Genomic DNA, 17,276 nt, shown 5'->3' on the forward strand with positions numbered 1-17,276 from the left:
ACTCTATGATGGAGGAATGATCTTGGAAAAAACATTGGATAGACAAAATCAAGTACTAAACCTAATCGCTGGAGAATTATCAATAGCCATTAAACAAGTAAAAAACACAATCAGCTTATTGGAAGAAGGGAACACAGTCCCGTTCATTGCCCGATACAGAAAGGAACAGACAGGTGCACTGGATGAAGTTCAAATTCGGGATATCATGGAGCGCTGGCAATACATACAAAATCTCAATCAGCGTAAAGAAGAGGTAGTCCGCTTAATTGAAGAGCAGGGCAAGCTGACAGAAGAGTTAAAATCCAACATTGAAAAAGCGGTGAAGCTGCAGGAGGTAGAAGACTTATACCGGCCATATAAGCAAAAGCGCCGCACAAAAGCAACTGCGGCAAAGGAAAAAGGGCTTGAACCGTTTGCTGAATGGCTTCTCACCTTCCCCCTTAATGAACCCCCTGCTGCAAAGGCAAAAGAATTCTTATCAGATGAAAAGGAAGTAACCACAACGGAAGAGGCAATTGCCGGAGCGAAAGATATTATCGCAGAATGGGTATCAGATGAAGCAGAAAGCAGAAAATGGATCCGTATGGAAACAGCCAAAAAGGGAACAATTGAGTCTTCTGTGAAGAATAAAGAGATTGACGAAAAAGGCGTTTATGAAATGTACTACGAGTATGAGGAACCAGTGAGCAAGATTGTTCCACACCGCACACTTGCATTAAACCGGGGTGAAAAAGAAGAAGTTTTAAGGATTAACATTAAGCCAAATACCGAATTTATCTTAAAGTACTTGTATAAAAAGTGGGTGAAGGATGAACGCTCCCTTGCAGGGGCAATTGTAAAGGAAGCTATTGAGGATGGATACAAGCGTCTGATTATGCCTTCGATTGAACGTGAAATCCGCAATGAACTAACTGAAAAAGCAGAAGAACAGGCGATCATGATTTTTTCTGAAAATCTCAGAAAACTGCTGCTTCAGCCCCCATTAAAAGGCAAGATAGTACTGGGTGTAGACCCTGCCTATAGAACTGGCTGCAAACTTGCAGTTGTAGATGAAACTGGAAAAGTACTTGATATCGGTGTCATATATCCGCATCCTCCTGTTTCCAAAACGAAACAAGCACGAGAGAAAGCAGTTCATATTTTAAACACCTACAAAGTAGAAATGGTTGCCATCGGCAATGGAACCGCCTCAAGGGAAACCGAGCAGTTCATCGCTGACATTTTAAAGGACATGAAAGAGGAGATATTCTACCTAATTGTCAATGAAGCAGGGGCGAGCGTATATTCTGCCTCAGACCTTGCCAGAGAAGAGTTTCCTGATTTTCAGGTGGAAGAAAGGAGTGCTGTATCCATCGCCCGCCGCCTCCAGGATCCTCTTGCAGAATTGGTTAAGATTGATCCCAAGTCCGTGGGGGTTGGCCAATATCAGCATGACGTATCCCAGAAAAAGCTGTCAGAATCACTCTCTTTTGTTGTAGAGACAGCGGTAAACCAAGTGGGTGTCAATGTAAATACCGCTTCATCTTCGCTGCTGCAGCATGTAGCTGGCCTTTCAAAAACAGTTGCTGTGAATATAATCAAGAAACGAGAAGAAGAAGGGAAATTTACAGACCGTAAGCAGTTGAAAAAGATTCCGCGCCTTGGCGCCAAAACCTATGAACAGGCAATAGGCTTCCTGCGGATTATCGATGGGAAAGAACCTCTGGACCGGACTGGTATACACCCTGAAACGTATGCAGTAGTAAATAAATTGCTTGCTAATCTCGGCTTTAAATCCAGTGACCTTGGAACACAATCATTAAGGGAAGCACTAAAAGGCATAAATATCAGCCAGACAGCCCGGGAGCTTGAAATTGGTGAACTTACACTGAGAGATATTATTGATGCCTTAATGAGACCTGAAAGGGATCCGCGTGATGAGCTGCCAAAGCCGCTCCTAAAGAAAGAAGTCCTGAAACTTGAGGATCTGCAGGAAGGTATGGAGCTTCAAGGGACAGTGAGAAATGTTGTCGACTTTGGTGCATTCGTTGATATCGGAGTCAAACAGGATGGCCTTGTTCATATATCCAAACTTAGCCGCCAATTTGTCAAACATCCGCTGGATGTCGTGTCCGTTGGGGATGTAGTAACAGTCTGGGTTGACTCTGTTGATAAGCACAAGGGAAGAGTCGCCTTAACTATGCTTGACCAAACTAATTAACATTCTTTTGTTTTGCTGGCTTAAATGGCTTGTTCTTCGAGTCATAAGCCAAATCACGCCGGAAATCAATATTTCTAGCGTGATTTGGCCTATGCTTGTGAGGTTTTCAAAGGGCTGTAGCTGCTTTTAGCTGGTATATCTCAGGCTCGCCATATTTTATGAGCAGTGTTTCTTTCTATAGAAAAACCAGCACTGATTCAGCAGCTTGATCTGATAGCGGTCCTTTTCATAAAAAGCACGCTGGATTTGGTTTTGAAACCATACAGGCATCTGATTTACCTCCCGTGTATTGGAATCTGATAATCGCTCCCTAGGGCAGCAAAGCAAGTTCAGAGCTATAATAGGTATATATAATGTATGCTATAATAGGTTGTCATGTTTACGATAAGAGAGGAAAAACATTGTTATGAATGACCAGGAGCTTCAGACACTTGTTGAAAAGATATCCTTAGAAAGTTTCGGCAAGCCTTTTCGCCATCAGGCTTATTTTAATTCACGCCTCAGGTCGACTGGCGGAAGATATATGCTGAGTTCACATCATGTTGAAATAAACAAAAAGTATTATGAGCAGCTTGGGGTCGGAGAATTAGAAGGAATTATTAAGCACGAGCTTTGTCATTATCATTTGCATTTAGAAGGAAAAGGATATAAACATCGTGATCAGGATTTCAGAATGCTAATGAAAAAAGTGGGAGCACCTCGATTTTGTTCGGCCTTGCCTGATCATCCAAAAACAAATAGTTCTGCTAAGATTCTTGTTTATATGTGTAAGGAATGCGGTCAAACTTATCAAAGAAAAAGAATGGTTGATACGAGGAAATATGTTTGCGGTAAATGCAAGGGGAAATTAGTTTTAAAAAAGAATTGACATTAGATTAAGTACACTTTATATTTAATAATTGTCGCAGGACAAAATAGGATAAACGGCTAATAAATTCTTCTAAAAACAAGCTTGACTTTTATAGCCTCCGTCCTTATAATATGAAGAGTCGATAAGATGTTAACTGTTTTATCGATAAAGTTCATTATTATTCCGCAGTAGCTCAGTGGTAGAGCATTCGGCTGTTAACCGAACGGTCGCAGGTTCGAATCCTGCCTGCGGAGCCATATTTGGGGAAGTACTCAAGTGGCTGAAGAGGCGCCCCTGCTAAGGGTGTAGGTCGCGTAAGTGGCGCGAGGGTTCAAATCCCTCCTTCTCCGCCAGAAAATTCTCACAATGGCCCGTTGGTCAAGCGGTTAAGACACCGCCCTTTCACGGCGGTAACACGGGTTCGAATCCCGTACGGGTCACTTTTTTTGTTTCCGACGGTTTTATGTGGATGGTCCCGTGGTGTAGCGGTTAACATGCCTGCCTGTCACGCAGGAGATCGCGGGTTCGATTCCCGTCGGGACCGCCATTTGTTATTGGGCTATAGCCAAGCGGTAAGGCACCGGACTTTGACTCCGTCACTCGCAGGTTCGAATCCTGCTAGCCCAGCCATTTTTGATGAGCCATTAGCTCAGTCGGTAGAGCAGATTGCAGCATCAGTGAATTTCTTCATCCGAATAGCAATCCGTGACAAAGCGTTTAGCTTTGGAACATCTGACTGCACACAACAGGCTTTAGGAAGTCTCATAAAAGTATGAGCCATTAGCTCAGTCGGTAGAGCATCTGACTTTTAATCAGAGGGTCGAAGGTTCGAGTCCTTCATGGCTCACCATTTTAATTCCATATTGCGGGTGTGGCGGAATTGGCAGACGCACCAGACTTAGGATCTGGCGCCGCAAGGCGTGGGGGTTCGACTCCCTTCACCCGCACCATTAATTACCATTGAGATAAGTGCTACGTTTTGGTATGATGTTACTTGTCGCTTCATTAAGCGGTCGTGGCGGAATGGCAGACGCGCTAGGTTGAGGGCCTAGTGGGGGCAACCCCGTGGAGGTTCAAGTCCTCTCGGCCGCACCAAAAAAAGTTGTTGACTTTTGAAATCTAGGTTGATATAATATAAGAGTTGCTTTAAAAGATGCGCCCGTAGCTCAATTGGATAGAGCGTTTGACTACGGATCAAAAGGTTAGGGGTTCGACTCCTCTCGGGCGCGCCATATTACGGGGAGTAGCTCAGCTTGGTAGAGCACTTGGTTTGGGACCAAGGGGTCGCAGGTTCGAATCCTGTCTTCCCGACCATTCGGGAAACAATAATTTTATATGCGGGTGTAGTTTAGTGGTAAAACCTCAGCCTTCCAAGCTGATGATGAGGGTTCGATTCCCTTCACCCGCTCCAAACTTTCTGATTGATCTTTGAAAACTGAACGAACAAAAACGTCAACGTTAATTCTTTAGTCTTTTTTTGAAAAGACAATTTATGAGCTTAATCAACTCTTATATGGAGAGTTTGATCCTGGCTCAGGACGAACGCTGGCGGCGTGCCTAATACATGCAAGTCGAGCGGACAGATGGGAGCTTGCTCCCTGAAGTCAGCGGCGGACGGGTGAGTAACACGTGGGCAACCTGCCTGTAAGACTGGGATAACTCCGGGAAACCGGGGCTAATACCGGATAATTCTTTCCCTCACATGAGGGAAAGCTGAAAGATGGTTTCGGCTATCACTTACAGATGGGCCCGCGGCGCATTAGCTAGTTGGTGAGGTAACGGCTCACCAAGGCAACGATGCGTAGCCGACCTGAGAGGGTGATCGGCCACACTGGGACTGAGACACGGCCCAGACTCCTACGGGAGGCAGCAGTAGGGAATCTTCCGCAATGGACGAAAGTCTGACGGAGCAACGCCGCGTGAGTGATGAAGGTTTTCGGATCGTAAAACTCTGTTGTTAGGGAAGAACAAGTACCGGAGTAACTGCCGGTACCTTGACGGTACCTAACCAGAAAGCCACGGCTAACTACGTGCCAGCAGCCGCGGTAATACGTAGGTGGCAAGCGTTGTCCGGAATTATTGGGCGTAAAGCGCGCGCAGGCGGTTCCTTAAGTCTGATGTGAAAGCCCCCGGCTCAACCGGGGAGGGTCATTGGAAACTGGGGAACTTGAGTGCAGAAGAGAAGAGTGGAATTCCACGTGTAGCGGTGAAATGCGTAGAGATGTGGAGGAACACCAGTGGCGAAGGCGACTCTTTGGTCTGTAACTGACGCTGAGGCGCGAAAGCGTGGGGAGCAAACAGGATTAGATACCCTGGTAGTCCACGCCGTAAACGATGAGTGCTAAGTGTTAGAGGGTTTCCGCCCTTTAGTGCTGCAGCAAACGCATTAAGCACTCCGCCTGGGGAGTACGGCCGCAAGGCTGAAACTCAAAGGAATTGACGGGGGCCCGCACAAGCGGTGGAGCATGTGGTTTAATTCGAAGCAACGCGAAGAACCTTACCAGGTCTTGACATCTCCTGACAACCCTAGAGATAGGGCGTTCCCCTTCGGGGGACAGGATGACAGGTGGTGCATGGTTGTCGTCAGCTCGTGTCGTGAGATGTTGGGTTAAGTCCCGCAACGAGCGCAACCCTTGATCTTAGTTGCCAGCATTCAGTTGGGCACTCTAAGGTGACTGCCGGTGACAAACCGGAGGAAGGTGGGGATGACGTCAAATCATCATGCCCCTTATGACCTGGGCTACACACGTGCTACAATGGATGGTACAAAGGGCTGCGAGACCGCGAAGTTAAGCGAATCCCATAAAACCATTCTCAGTTCGGATTGCAGGCTGCAACTCGCCTGCATGAAGCCGGAATCGCTAGTAATCGCGGATCAGCATGCCGCGGTGAATACGTTCCCGGGCCTTGTACACACCGCCCGTCACACCACGAGAGTTTGTAACACCCGAAGTCGGTGGGGTAACCTTTTGGAGCCAGCCGCCTAAGGTGGGACAGATGATTGGGGTGAAGTCGTAACAAGGTAGCCGTATCGGAAGGTGCGGCTGGATCACCTCCTTTCTAAGGATATTTACATGAAACGTGACGCGTTTTGTTCGTTTAGTTTTGAGAGTTCAATCTCTCAATGAAAGATTCGTTCTTTGAAAACTAGATAATGATTATGAAGAAGCAATAACCGAGTAATCGCCATTTTAGTAAATTCTCTCTATGTTAAATAGAGTTAAAAACCTTTGATGCAGTTCATCTTCGATGAACCGGTCAAAAACGGTTAAGTTAGAAAGGGCGCACGGTGAATGCCTTGGCACTAGGAGCCGATGAAGGACGGTACTAACACCGATATGCTTCGGGGAGCTGTAAGTAAGCTTTGATCCGGAGATTTCCGAATGGGGAAACCCCCTATCCGTAATGGGATAGGATCTTTACCTGAATACATAGGGTATAGAAGGCAGACCCGGGGAACTGAAACATCTAAGTACCCGGAGGAAGAGAAAGCAAATGCGATTCCCTGAGTAGCGGCGAGCGAAACGGGATTAGCCCAAACCAAGAGGCTTGCCTCTTGGGGTTGTAGGACACTCTACACGGAGTTACAAAGGAACGAGGTAAATGAACAGGTCTGGAAAGGCCGGCCAGAGAAGGTAAAAGCCCTGTAGTTGAAACTTCGTTCCCTCCAGAGTGGATCCTGAGTACGGCGGGACACGAGAAATCCCGTCGGAAGCAGGGAGGACCATCTCCCAAGGCTAAATACTCCCTAGTGACCGATAGTGAACCAGTACCGTGAGGGAAAGGTGAAAAGCACCCCGGAAGGGGAGTGAAAGAGATCCTGAAACCGTGTGCCTACAAGTAGTTAGAGCCCGTTAATGGGTGATAGCGTGCCTTTTGTAGAATGAACCGGCGAGTTACGATTACATGCGAGGTTAAGTTGATGAGACGGAGCCGCAGCGAAAGCGAGTCTGAATAGGGCGAATGAGTATGTGGTCGTAGACCCGAAACCAGGTGATCTACCCATGTCCAGGGTGAAGTCCAGGTAACACTGGATGGAGGCCCGAACCCACGCACGTTGAAAAGTGCGGGGATGAGGTGTGGGTAGCGGAGAAATTCCAATCGAACTTGGAGATAGCTGGTTCTCTCCGAAATAGCTTTAGGGCTAGCCTCATGTAGTAAGAGTCTTGGAGGTAGAGCACTGTTTGGACTAGGGGCCCCCATCGGGTTACCGAATTCAGACAAACTCCGAATGCCAAAGACTTATCCATGGGAGTCAGACTGCGAGTGATAAGATCCGTAGTCAAGAGGGAAACAGCCCAGACCACCAGCTAAGGTCCCAAAGTATACGTTAAGTGGAAAAGGATGTGGAGTTGCTTAGACAACCAGGATGTTGGCTTAGAAGCAGCCACCATTTAAAGAGTGCGTAATAGCTCACTGGTCGAGTGACTCCGCGCCGAAAATGTACCGGGGCTAAACGTATCACCGAAGCTGTGGATTGACATCTTCCGATGTCAGTGGTAGGAGAGCGTTCTAAGGGCGTTGAAGCCAGACCGCAAGGACTGGTGGAGCGCTTAGAAGTGAGAATGCCGGTATGAGTAGCGAAAGATGGGTGAGAATCCCATCCACCGAATGCCTAAGGTTTCCTGAGGAAGGCTCGTCCGCTCAGGGTTAGTCGGGACCTAAGCCGAGGCTGAAAAGCGTAGGCGATGGACAACAGGTTGATATTCCTGTACCACCTCTTTACCGTTTGAGCAATGGGGGGACGCAGGAGGATAGGGTAAGCGCGCTGCTGGATTAGCGCGTCCAAGCAGTTAGGCCGGTAACGAGGCAAATCCCGTTACCATACAGGCTGAGCTGTGACGGCGAGGGAAATTTAGTACCGAAGTTCCTGATTCCACACTGCCAAGAAAAGCCTCTAGCGAGGGAAAAGGTGCCCGTACCGCAAACCGACACAGGTAGGCGAGGAGAGAATCCTAAGGTGAGCGAGAGAACTCTCGTTAAGGAACTCGGCAAAATGACCCCGTAACTTCGGGAGAAGGGGTGCTCATTAGGGTGAATAGCCCTGATGAGCCGCAGTGAATAGGCCCAGGCGACTGTTTAGCAAAAACACAGGTCTCTGCGAAGCCGCAAGGCGAAGTATAGGGGCTGACGCCTGCCCGGTGCTGGAAGGTTAAGAGGAGAGGTTAGCGCAAGCGAAGCTTTGAATCGAAGCCCCAGTAAACGGCGGCCGTAACTATAACGGTCCTAAGGTAGCGAAATTCCTTGTCGGGTAAGTTCCGACCCGCACGAAAGGCGTAACGATCTGGGCACTGTCTCAACGAGAGACTCGGTGAAATTATAGTACCTGTGAAGATGCAGGTTACCCGCGACAGGACGGAAAGACCCCGTGGAGCTTTACTGTAGCCTGATATTGAATTTTGGTACAGCTTGTACAGGATAGGTAGGAGCCTGAGAAGCCGGAGCGCCAGCTTCGGTGGAGGCGTCGGTGGGATACTACCCTGGCTGTATTGAAATTCTAACCCGCGCCCCTTATCGGGGCGGGAGACAGTGTCAGGTGGGCAGTTTGACTGGGGCGGTCGCCTCCTAAAAAGTAACGGAGGCGCCCAAAGGTTCCCTCAGAATGGTTGGAAATCATTCGCAGAGTGTAAAGGCACAAGGGAGCTTGACTGCGAGACCTACAAGTCGAGCAGGGACGAAAGTCGGGCTTAGTGATCCGGTGGTTCCGCATGGAAGGGCCATCGCTCAACGGATAAAAGCTACCCCGGGGATAACAGGCTTATCTCCCCCAAGAGTCCACATCGACGGGGAGGTTTGGCACCTCGATGTCGGCTCATCGCATCCTGGGGCTGTAGTCGGTCCCAAGGGTTGGGCTGTTCGCCCATTAAAGCGGTACGCGAGCTGGGTTCAGAACGTCGTGAGACAGTTCGGTCCCTATCCGTCGTGGGCGCAGGAAATTTGAGAGGAGCTGTCCTTAGTACGAGAGGACCGGGATGGACGCACCGCTGGTGTACCAGTTGTCTTGCCAAAGGCATCGCTGGGTAGCTATGTGCGGAAGGGATAAGTGCTGAAAGCATCTAAGCATGAAGCCCCCCTCGAGATGAGATTTCCCATAGCGTCAAGCTAGTAAGATCCCTGAAAGATGATCAGGTTGATAGGTCAGAGGTGGAAGCGTGGCGACATGTGGAGCTGACTGATACTAATCGATCGAGGACTTAACCAAATCATTGGTGAATACTCGGCAAATGCTTCTTCATGCATTATCTAGTTTTGAGGGAACGAAGTTTCTTCAATTACATAGTCCGGTGGCGATAGCGAGAAGGTCACACCCGTTCCCATACCGAACACGGAAGTTAAGCTTCTCAGCGCCGATGGTAGTTAGGGGCTGTCCCCTTGTGAGAGTAGGACGCTGCCGGGCGGAAAAACAAATTGTGACGAAAAATCACACAAATAATATTATCGCGGGGTGGAGCAGTTCGGTAGCTCGTCGGGCTCATAACCCGAAGGTCGCAGGTTCAAATCCTGCCCCCGCAATCTGGTCCGGTAGTTCAGTTGGTTAGAATGCCTGCCTGTCACGCAGGAGGTCGCGGGTTCGAGTCCCGTCCGGACCGCCATTTTCTAATATTAAAAACGTCAAACGAAACCTGGTTTCGTCTTTTTTTTATTCTTTTTTATCCTCAGCTTATATTCCATTAATAATGAAAATAGCTTACTTTGCCCATTGCTGCAAAATAAGGTAAACTACATATAGATTATTCTCCTTAGGATTTATCCTAAGGTTTTTTTTCTTTATAGATTAAACCATAAAAGGTGATGAAACATATGAGTCAGTTTGAGTTTATCTCAAAGAAGCCAGAGGATACGATGGCGTTTTCGGAAAGGCTGGGCAGTCTGCTCCAGCCGGGGGATGTCCTTGCTCTGGAAGGAGATTTGGGCGCAGGAAAAACGACATTCACCAAGGGGCTGGCAAAAGGACTTAATATTACCCGTAATGTAAATAGCCCCACTTTTACGATTATTAAAGAATACCAAGGAAGATTGCCCCTGTATCATATGGATGTATATAGAGTTGAAGATTCTTTTGAGGATTTGGGGTTTGATGAATATTTTGAAGGCAATGGGGTCACAGTTGTAGAATGGGCTCATCTAGTTAAAGAACAGCTTCCCGAAGAGTTATTGACGATTTATTTATATCTTGATGATAATGACTCAAGAAAGCTTGTCCTGGAACCCCGGGGAAAAAGATATGAGGAATTGTGTAAGGAGATTATGTTATGAAGGTTTTAGCCATAGATACATCCAATTACCCTTTGGGAGTAGCTCTTCTGGATGGTGATCAGGTTATAGGCGAGTACATTACCAATGTCAAAAAGAATCACTCTGTTCGTGTTATGCCGGCTATTGATATCTTAATGAAAGATTGTGGTGTTACGCCAGCTGAGTTAGATAAAATTGTTGTTGCGAAAGGACCTGGCTCCTATACAGGCGTCCGAATTGGGGTTACAATTGCAAAAACTCTGGCCTGGACTTTAAATAAGCCGCTGGTTGGGGTATCCAGCCTGGAAATTTATGCGGCTTCGGCAGGCAGATACTTTAATGGCGTCATATCTCCTTTGTTTGATGCACGGAGAGGACAAATATATACTGGCCTGTATCAATATAAGGAAGGGCAGTTAGCATCTCTTATGAAAGACCAGCTCCTTCTTGCAAAAGATTGGGCAGCAATGCTTTCTGAGCAGCAAGAGAAGGTCCTTTTTATAGGGAATGATCTGCCTTTACATAAAGAGGTATTTACAGAATCCCTTAGAGACCTGGCGGTGTACGCTTCGCCTGCAGAACATAATCCAAGGCCGGCAGAACTTGCCTTGTTAGGCAGAGACAGAGAGCCTGAGGAAGTTCACTCTTTTGTTCCTAATTATATTAGGATTGCGGAAGCTGAAGCCAATTGGATAAAAGCAAACCAAGAAAAAAAGCTATAGTGATGAGGAAGCGAACGTATGAATAAATCCTTAACTTTCCGTTTTATGAATGAAGAGGATATTGATGATGTTTTGGAAATAGAACATAAGTCCTTTGCAACACCCTGGAGCAGGGAAGCCTTTTTTAACGAATTAACACAAAATCAGTTTGCATTGTATGTTGTTTTAGAAGAAGAAAATAAAGTTATAGGCTACTGTGGAGCATGGATCGTAGTGGACGAAGCTCATATCACAAATGTTGCGCTGCTCCCTGAATATCGCGGGAGAAAGCTTGGAGAAGCTCTTATGCGAAAGTTAATGGAGATTGCGTCTGAAATGGGGGCCATCACGATGACTCTGGAAGTAAGGGTATCTAACTTCACAGCTCAGGCCTTGTACCGAAAGCTTGGTTTTCAAAATGGAGCCATAAGGAAGAACTACTACACTGATAATCAAGAAGATGCTTTAGTAATGTGGGTGAATTTATAATGAATAAAGATCAATGGATCATGGGGATTGAAACAAGCTGTGATGAGACGGCTGTTGCCATCATTAAGAATGGCCGTGAAATCTCAGCCAATATAGTTGCATCCCAAATAGAAAGCCATAAACGTTTTGGGGGAGTAGTTCCGGAAATCGCTTCCCGCCATCATGTTGAACAGATAACTATAGTGTTGGAAGAAGCATTATATAAGGCAGGCATTACATATTCAGATCTTTCAGCAATTGCTGTGACTGAAGGACCTGGCCTTGTAGGCGCGCTGCTGATCGGGGTTAATGCCGCTAAAGCAGTTGCTTTTGCTCATGGTATCCCTCTTGTAGGTGTGCATCATATTGCTGGACATATTTATGCCAATCGATTGGTTGAAGAAATGGAATTTCCATTACTGTCCCTGGTAGTCTCAGGCGGTCATACAGAGCTTGTCTATATGAAGGAGCATGGCCATTTCCAAGTGATTGGAGAGACAAGGGATGATGCTGCAGGAGAGGCATATGATAAAGTTGCCCGGACATTAAATCTGCCATATCCAGGCGGTCCTCACATTGACAGACTCGCTCATGAAGGGAACCCGACCATTCAGCTTCCGAGAGCATGGCTGGAAGAAGGTTCATACGATTTTAGCTTCAGCGGCTTAAAGTCTGCCGTTATCAACACTGTTCACAATGCTGAGCAGCGTGGTGAGACCATTGTGCCGGAAGATCTTGCTGCAAGCTTCCAGGAAAGTGTCATTGATGTCTTAGTAACGAAAACAGAAAGAGCTGTTGAAGAATATCAGGTGAAGCAGCTGCTGCTCGCAGGCGGAGTTGCGGCGAATAAAGGACTTCGAGCTTCTTTGGAAAAGAGGTTTGGGGACAAAGCGGAGATAAAGCTTATTATTCCGCCATTAACATTATGCACAGATAATGCAGCGATGATTGGTGCAGCAGGAAGTGTGCTGTTTGAAAAAGGACAATTCGCCGGACTTGATTTAAATGCCAATCCCGGTTTGGACATCACTATCCACAATGATAAATAAATTAGGAAAAAGTCCCCGACCGCATAGGGGGCTTTTTCTGTGGATAAAATCATTTATTTCAGAATATTATGTTGGTAATGTGGATAAAAACAGTTTAAATTGTGGATAATGTGGAAAAGTCTGTGGAGAGTATATATAACTGCGTTTTTCTTGTGATTATCTCTGTGGATAATAGAAAAGACTGGCAGTGACTATTCTACCAGTCTAAAAGTTATGAATTTTCTTTTATTAATCATCAGCTAAAAGTGTCCATTCTTCCATCAATTCTTCCAGCTTAGCTTTTGCTTGATCAGTTTCATTTGTGATACCCATCACTTTTTCATGGTCTTGATAAACATTCGGATCACAGAGAAGCTGGTCATTCATATCGATTACTTTCTCCAATCCTTCTATTTGCTCTTCAATTTCTTCCATTCTTCTTTTTCGTTGGCGTTCGAGCTTTTTGGCTTCTTTATCCTGCTGATAATTATTTTTGTCCTGCTTAACAGGCTGTGATGCCGTGGATTCATCTTGCTCATTAAGTGCAAGCAGTTCCTCTTGTTCCTGCTTTTTTTCCACATAATAATCATAATCGCCGAGATACTCTGTTGCCCCAATACTGGAAAGTTCAACTACCTTTGTTGTGATTCTGTTGATAAAATATCGGTCATGAGATACAAAGAGAATCGTTCCAGGATAATTGATCAATGCATTTTCAAGAATTTCTTTGCTATCCAGATCCAAATGGTTTGTAGGCTCGTCGAGGATTAAGAAATTGGCTTTCTGCATCATAAGCTTCGCAAGCGCAAGACGTGCCTTTTCACCGCCGCTCAGTGTTGAAACAGTTTTAAGAACATCATCACCAGAGAAAAGAAAGTTCCCAAGTATTGTCCGGATTTCCTTTTCCGGTTTTAGCGGGTATTCATCCCATAATTCGTTCAGGACTCTTTTATTGCTGGTGAGTTCCGCCTGTTCCTGGTCATAGTAGCCAATTGTCACATTGGAACCGTACTGTATCTCCCCGGAAAAAGAAGAGATCTTTTTGATGATGGTTTTGAGCAAGGTGGATTTGCCAATTCCATTGGGCCCCACCAGTGCAATGCTGTCACCTCTTGCCAGTCGCAGTGAAATATTCTCGCTCACTATCTCTTCATAGCCAATAGCAAGAGAATGAATATTTAAAACCTCATTGCCTGATTGCCGTTCAATGTCAAAGCCAAAAGAAGCTGATTTCTCGTCTCCCAGCGGCCTGTCCATCACGTCCATTCTGGCAAGCTGCTTTCTGCGGCTTTGTGCCCTTTTGGTTGTGGAAGCACGGGCAAGATTTCGCTGGATAAAATCCTGCAGCTTAGCGATCTCTTCCTGCTGTTTCTCGAATTGCTTCATTTCTCTTTCAAAGTTAGCCGCTTTTTGATCGAGATAGGAACTGTAGTTTCCTGGGTACTTTCTTATTTGGCGGCGGGAAATCTCGTAAACCTGGGAAACGACCTTATCAAGGAAATATCGGTCATGGGATACGATTAGAATGGCACCGTTGTATCCCTGCAGGTACTGTTCGAGCCATGATAATGTTTCAATATCCAGGTGGTTGGTAGGCTCGTCCAGTATTAAGATATCAGGCTTTGTCAGCAAAAGTTTACCAAGGGCCAATCTGGTACGCTGTCCGCCGCTCAATGATGAAATTTTAGTGTCATAGCCCATTGAGCTGAAGTTGAGTCCGTGGAGAATGGAACGGATATCTGCCTCATATTGATAGCCGCCATTTTCTTTGAAATCAACCTGAAGCTTGTCGTATTCTTTTAAGATGCGTTCATAGGCATCAGAGTTATTTAGGATATCAGGGTCTGCCATTTGTTCTTCAAGGCTGCGAAGCTGTTTTTCCTGCTTCTGCAGATGACTAAAAACAGTCAGCATTTCATCCCAAATGGATAACTCTGATTCCAGGCCGGTATTTTGTGCAAGATAGCCAATTGTTACTTCCTTTGGCTTTATAATCTCACCGGAGTCATATGTCATTTGTCCGGCAATAATTTTCAAAAGGGTGGACTTTCCTGCACCATTGCGCCCTACTAGCGCAATCCTGTCCCTGGTTTGTACTTCAAGCTTTATATTGGTTAAAATGGGATCAGCGCCAAAATTTTTCGCCAGCTGATTGACTTGTAATAGTATCATGTTCTTTCACCTCGGGTATAGAGTAAGTGTAACTCATTCATATATGTTCGGCAATAAAGGAGACAGGACTATAATCCCTTCTGCAGGGCATTCAATCAAGACAAAAGGCAAATAAATATGTGAGGAACAATACAAAGCACATACAAAGTAACAGAAAAATAGTGTATGATTTTGAAGAGAGGTGTTTTGAATGGCGGATTTTACTCATTTTAATCAAGAGGGCAGGGCAAAAATGGTGGATGTCAGCGATAAACCTGAAACGGCAAGAACAGCCATTGCTCAATCAAGTATTACTCTTAATCAGGAGATATACGAAAAGATAACATCCAACTCTATGAAAAAAGGGGATGTACTCGCTGTTGCACAAACTGCAGGTATTATGGCGAGCAAGAAAACATGGGACATTATTCCGATGTGCCATCCGCTGCCGCTTAAGGGCGTGGACATTTCATTTTCATGGAAGGCGGAAGAGGAAGAGTATGTCCTGATCATTACTGCTTCTGTAAAAACGAAGGGAAATACGGGTGTGGAAATGGAAGCGTTAACAGCCGCTTCTGTCTGTGCGCTGACCGTTTATGACATGTGCAAGGCTGTAGATAAAGGAATGGTGATTGGGCCAACCTTTTTAATAGAGAAAACAGGCGGAAAAAACGGAGATTTTAAAAGAAATTAATTCATCATAAGAAATGGGGATGGACGAATGGCCAATGAACCAATTAAGATACCGCAGGCAACAGCTAAACGGCTGCCTTTATACTACCGCTTTCTAAAAAACCTTCACTCATCAGGCAAACAAAGAGTCTCTTCAGCAGAATTGAGTGAGGCGGTAAAGGTAGATTCTGCAACAATCCGCCGCGATTTTTCGTACTTTGGTGCGTTAGGAAAAAAAGGATATGGATATAATGTGAATTACCTGCTGGGCTTCTTTCGGAAGACTCTTGACCAGGATGAGCTGACTAAAGTAGCTTTGATCGGGGTAGGGAATTTAGGAACAGCCTTTCTTAACTATAATTTTCTTAAAAATAATAATACCAAAATAGAAGTAGCCTTTGATGTTGATGAGAGTAAGGTTGGCACGAAAATCGGTGATGTACCGGTCCATCATATGGATGACCTTGAAGAAGTTATTATAAATAATAATATTCAGGTGGCGATTTTAACGGTGCCGGCACCGCCTGCCCAGGCTATTACCGATCGGATGGTGAATGCGAAAATAAAAGGAATCCTTAATTTTACACCTGCGAGGCTCACTGTGCCAGCCTCGATTCGGATTCACCATATCGATCTGGCAGTAGAATTGCAGTCACTGGTTTATTTTCTGAAAAACTATCCGGAAGAAATGTAAAAAAATGAGCCTTTTGGGGGCTCATTTTTTCATTTTATTTTTCATTTTAAAATGCAGGCCAACCATCCGCAGTCCGGTGCCAAAATCGAATGTGGCAATTATAATCAGAAAATAAGTAAAGAATCCCCAGGTTTCTTCATGCTGGATATTCTGTATGGCTATAAAAGTGAAAAGGCATCCGAGAAGGATGTAAATAAAGCCTGAAAACAAAGGTGTGCTTCTCATCAAAATCCCCCAGTAAGTTTAAAACTCTGCAAAGCATTCCCCTATGCTAGAAAAAGCTGATAAAGCTCTGCATTTTTTCCATTTCTTCTAACCATTTTTGCATATTATCCTGATTCAGCTGGATAACCGCAACAAAGGTGTTCATCGCCACATGGGCAAAAATCGGCACAATAATCCGCTTCGTTTTGACATATAAGAAAGCAAAGGTGAACCCCATTGCCGAGTACAGCAGTACATGTTCAGGCTCGAAATGGGCAAGTGCAAAAATGACTGAGCTGATCAGGGCCGATAAGAAGAAGTTGAAGCGCTTATGGAGAGAACCGAAAATAACTTTTCTAAAGACAATCTCCTCAAGTATTGGCCCAATGACCGAACTAATTAAGATAACGATTGGCGATGCTTCAATAATCCGGATAATCTGCTGCGTATTCTCAGATCCCATTTCAATCCCAATCATATTTTCAATGCTGGCAGCAGTAGCTTGAGCGATCAGGGCCAAAAATATACCCCCAACTGCCCAGCCCGCTGAGCTTGCTGCGGAAGATGCATCCCTATCCAGGCCTTTTTTCATCTCTTTTCTTAATAATAGAAGCGTAATGATCAGTGTAACCGTAAAACTGATGACAAGCCAGTAGGCTACAGCCAGGATCTGCATGTTTTCGGGGTTCTGTCCAAGGGCATCTGCAATAAATAACACAAGCGGAACGCCAAACAAACTGGACAGCTGCATGGCAATATAAGCTATTAATATAAACCAATATTCCTTCTTCAAAATGTTATACTCCTTATTCTGAGTGTTGGAAAACAAGTCCTAAAGCCATTGTACTCTTAATAAGGAGCGGGTTTCAAATATCAGCATCAAAGCAGGAAAATACTATGGGTAAAGTGAAGAGTTCCGAAGCATACTTAAGAGGTTGTCTGTGTCGAAAAATAGTGTGTATGGGCGAATGAAATTTTTTCTAAAAAATTTAAGCTTCACCCTTGCAAATAGAAATGAGATTCATTAATATAATAATTGTGTTAGCACTCATACAGAGAGAGTGCTAATAAA

At 45.3% G+C, this 17,276-nt stretch carries 12 protein-coding genes, 13 tRNA genes and 3 rRNA genes; 24 read left to right on the top strand and 4 right to left on the bottom strand.

All coding sequences use genetic code 11. The features are described 5' to 3' along the window. The first annotated feature begins 16 nt into the window (after window positions 1–16). Entirely contained in the window at window positions 17–2,200 is a 2,184-nt protein-coding gene (locus A361_RS01490) for a Tex family protein (RefSeq protein ID WP_180321085.1), read from the top strand. A gap of 156 nt (window positions 2,201–2,356) precedes the next feature. Here A361_RS01490 and cmpA read toward each other — a convergent pair whose 3' ends face one another. Further along, a complete protein-coding gene (gene cmpA, locus A361_RS29205) occupies window positions 2,357–2,470 on the bottom strand; it encodes a cortex morphogenetic protein CmpA (protein ID WP_009336300.1) in 114 nt (37 codons plus the stop codon). Window positions 2,471–2,606: 136 nt separating this feature from the next. Here cmpA and A361_RS01495 point away from each other — a divergent pair, with 136 nt between their 5' ends. From A361_RS01495 to tsaD, 21 genes are all read left to right on the top strand, one after another. After that, window positions 2,607–3,068, top strand: coding sequence for a SprT family protein (locus tag A361_RS01495; RefSeq protein ID WP_019381252.1), 462 nt, complete (start codon window positions 2,607–2,609; stop codon window positions 3,066–3,068). 164 nt (window positions 3,069–3,232) lie between these two features. Then, a tRNA-Asn gene (locus tag A361_RS01500) sits at window positions 3,233–3,307 on the top strand. Between the two features lie 5 nt (window positions 3,308–3,312). Next, window positions 3,313–3,403: transfer RNA gene (locus tag A361_RS01505), tRNA-Ser, on the top strand. A gap of 15 nt (window positions 3,404–3,418) precedes the next feature. Then, window positions 3,419–3,490, top strand: a tRNA-Glu gene (locus A361_RS01510). A 31-nt stretch (window positions 3,491–3,521) separates the two neighbouring features. After that, window positions 3,522–3,597, top strand: a tRNA-Asp gene (locus tag A361_RS01515). Window positions 3,598–3,605: 8 nt separating this feature from the next. Next, a tRNA-Gln gene (locus A361_RS01520) sits at window positions 3,606–3,680 on the top strand. A 144-nt stretch (window positions 3,681–3,824) separates the two neighbouring features. Next, window positions 3,825–3,900, top strand: a tRNA-Lys gene (locus A361_RS01525). 15 nt (window positions 3,901–3,915) lie between these two features. Then, window positions 3,916–4,000, top strand: a tRNA-Leu gene (locus A361_RS01530). Between the two features lie 59 nt (window positions 4,001–4,059). Then, window positions 4,060–4,145: transfer RNA gene (locus A361_RS01535), tRNA-Leu, on the top strand. Between the two features lie 60 nt (window positions 4,146–4,205). Continuing rightward, window positions 4,206–4,282 (top strand) — tRNA-Arg (locus tag A361_RS01540). A gap of 5 nt (window positions 4,283–4,287) precedes the next feature. Then, window positions 4,288–4,364 (top strand) — tRNA-Pro (locus tag A361_RS01545). A 23-nt stretch (window positions 4,365–4,387) separates the two neighbouring features. Next, window positions 4,388–4,461: transfer RNA gene (locus A361_RS01550), tRNA-Gly, on the top strand. A 99-nt stretch (window positions 4,462–4,560) separates the two neighbouring features. Next, window positions 4,561–6,110 (top strand): 16S ribosomal RNA (locus tag A361_RS01555). Between the two features lie 206 nt (window positions 6,111–6,316). Then, window positions 6,317–9,252 (top strand): 23S ribosomal RNA (locus A361_RS01560). Window positions 9,253–9,330: 78 nt separating this feature from the next. Next, window positions 9,331–9,447, top strand: a 5S ribosomal RNA gene (gene rrf, locus A361_RS01565). The 16S, 23S and 5S rRNA genes sit together here with 13 tRNA genes alongside, the layout of an rRNA operon. 42 nt (window positions 9,448–9,489) lie before the next feature. Then, a tRNA-Met gene (locus tag A361_RS01570) sits at window positions 9,490–9,563 on the top strand. A gap of 3 nt (window positions 9,564–9,566) precedes the next feature. Beyond that, window positions 9,567–9,643 (top strand) — tRNA-Asp (locus tag A361_RS01575). A gap of 208 nt (window positions 9,644–9,851) precedes the next feature. Further along, the gene (tsaE, locus tag A361_RS01580; protein ID WP_009336298.1) at window positions 9,852–10,307 is read left to right on the top strand and encodes a tRNA (adenosine(37)-N6)-threonylcarbamoyltransferase complex ATPase subunit type 1 TsaE; all 456 of its coding nucleotides are present in this window, start codon (window positions 9,852–9,854) and stop codon (window positions 10,305–10,307) included. After that, window positions 10,304–11,008: a tRNA (adenosine(37)-N6)-threonylcarbamoyltransferase complex dimerization subunit type 1 TsaB gene (tsaB, locus tag A361_RS01585; RefSeq protein ID WP_009336297.1), complete on the top strand. Its 705-nt coding sequence runs from the start codon at window positions 10,304–10,306 to the stop codon at window positions 11,006–11,008. The genes tsaE and tsaB overlap by 4 nt, the downstream gene beginning before the upstream one ends. An 18-nt stretch (window positions 11,009–11,026) precedes the next feature. Then, entirely contained in the window at window positions 11,027–11,476 is a 450-nt protein-coding gene (gene rimI, locus A361_RS01590; protein ID WP_009336296.1) for a ribosomal protein S18-alanine N-acetyltransferase, read from the top strand. Then, window positions 11,476–12,504 carry a tRNA (adenosine(37)-N6)-threonylcarbamoyltransferase complex transferase subunit TsaD gene (gene tsaD / locus A361_RS01595; protein WP_009336295.1) on the top strand — a complete coding sequence of 343 codons (1,029 nt, stop codon included), beginning with the start codon at window positions 11,476–11,478 and terminating at the stop codon, window positions 12,502–12,504. The genes rimI and tsaD overlap by 1 nt, the downstream gene beginning before the upstream one ends. 228 nt (window positions 12,505–12,732) lie before the next feature. Here tsaD and A361_RS01600 read toward each other — a convergent pair whose 3' ends face one another. After that, complete coding sequence (locus A361_RS01600; protein ID WP_019382366.1) at window positions 12,733–14,655, bottom strand: ABC-F family ATP-binding cassette domain-containing protein; 1,923 nt, start codon at window positions 14,653–14,655, stop codon at window positions 12,733–12,735. 190 nt (window positions 14,656–14,845) lie between these two features. Between A361_RS01600 and moaC the strand changes: the two genes are divergently transcribed. Beyond that, entirely contained in the window at window positions 14,846–15,328 is a 483-nt protein-coding gene (gene moaC, locus A361_RS01605) for a cyclic pyranopterin monophosphate synthase MoaC (RefSeq protein ID WP_019382367.1), read from the top strand. 27 nt (window positions 15,329–15,355) lie between these two features. Then, entirely contained in the window at window positions 15,356–16,000 is a 645-nt protein-coding gene (locus tag A361_RS01610; RefSeq protein WP_019382368.1) for a redox-sensing transcriptional repressor Rex, read from the top strand. Window positions 16,001–16,021: 21 nt separating this feature from the next. On the opposite strand, the gene A361_RS01615 is transcribed toward A361_RS01610, so the two are convergent. Together A361_RS01615 and A361_RS01620 are read right to left on the bottom strand one after the other, a co-directional pair. Next, window positions 16,022–16,225 (bottom strand): YdiK family protein, encoded by a 204-nt coding sequence (locus A361_RS01615; protein WP_019382369.1) that lies wholly within the window; start codon window positions 16,223–16,225, stop codon window positions 16,022–16,024. 46 nt (window positions 16,226–16,271) lie between these two features. Then, window positions 16,272–16,997, bottom strand: coding sequence for a CPBP family intramembrane glutamic endopeptidase (locus A361_RS01620; RefSeq protein WP_009336290.1), 726 nt, complete (start codon window positions 16,995–16,997; stop codon window positions 16,272–16,274). Window positions 16,998–17,276: the final 279 nt, after the last annotated feature.

The organism is Cytobacillus oceanisediminis 2691, assembly GCF_000294775.2.
Classification (GTDB): domain Bacteria; phylum Bacillota; class Bacilli; order Bacillales; family Cytobacillaceae; genus Cytobacillus; species Cytobacillus pseudoceanisediminis.

Excerpts from the sequence above, each read along its gene's own strand:
- A361_RS01490 (WP_180321085.1), top strand. The coding sequence starts at position 17 with ATGATCTTGGAAAAAACATTGGATAGACAAAATCAAGTACTAAACCTA.
- cmpA (WP_009336300.1), bottom strand. The coding sequence starts at position 2,470 with ATGCCTGTATGGTTTCAAAACCAAATCCAGCGTGCTTTTTATGAAAAG.
- A361_RS01495 (WP_019381252.1), top strand. The coding sequence starts at position 2,607 with ATGAATGACCAGGAGCTTCAGACACTTGTTGAAAAGATATCCTTAGAA.
- tsaE (WP_009336298.1), top strand. The coding sequence starts at position 9,852 with ATGAGTCAGTTTGAGTTTATCTCAAAGAAGCCAGAGGATACGATGGCG.
- tsaB (WP_009336297.1), top strand. The coding sequence starts at position 10,304 with ATGAAGGTTTTAGCCATAGATACATCCAATTACCCTTTGGGAGTAGCT.
- rimI (WP_009336296.1), top strand. The coding sequence starts at position 11,027 with ATGAATAAATCCTTAACTTTCCGTTTTATGAATGAAGAGGATATTGAT.
- tsaD (WP_009336295.1), top strand. The coding sequence starts at position 11,476 with ATGAATAAAGATCAATGGATCATGGGGATTGAAACAAGCTGTGATGAG.
- A361_RS01600 (WP_019382366.1), bottom strand. The coding sequence starts at position 14,655 with ATGATACTATTACAAGTCAATCAGCTGGCGAAAAATTTTGGCGCTGAT.
- moaC (WP_019382367.1), top strand. The coding sequence starts at position 14,846 with ATGGCGGATTTTACTCATTTTAATCAAGAGGGCAGGGCAAAAATGGTG.
- A361_RS01610 (WP_019382368.1), top strand. The coding sequence starts at position 15,356 with ATGGCCAATGAACCAATTAAGATACCGCAGGCAACAGCTAAACGGCTG.
- A361_RS01615 (WP_019382369.1), bottom strand. The coding sequence starts at position 16,225 with ATGAGAAGCACACCTTTGTTTTCAGGCTTTATTTACATCCTTCTCGGA.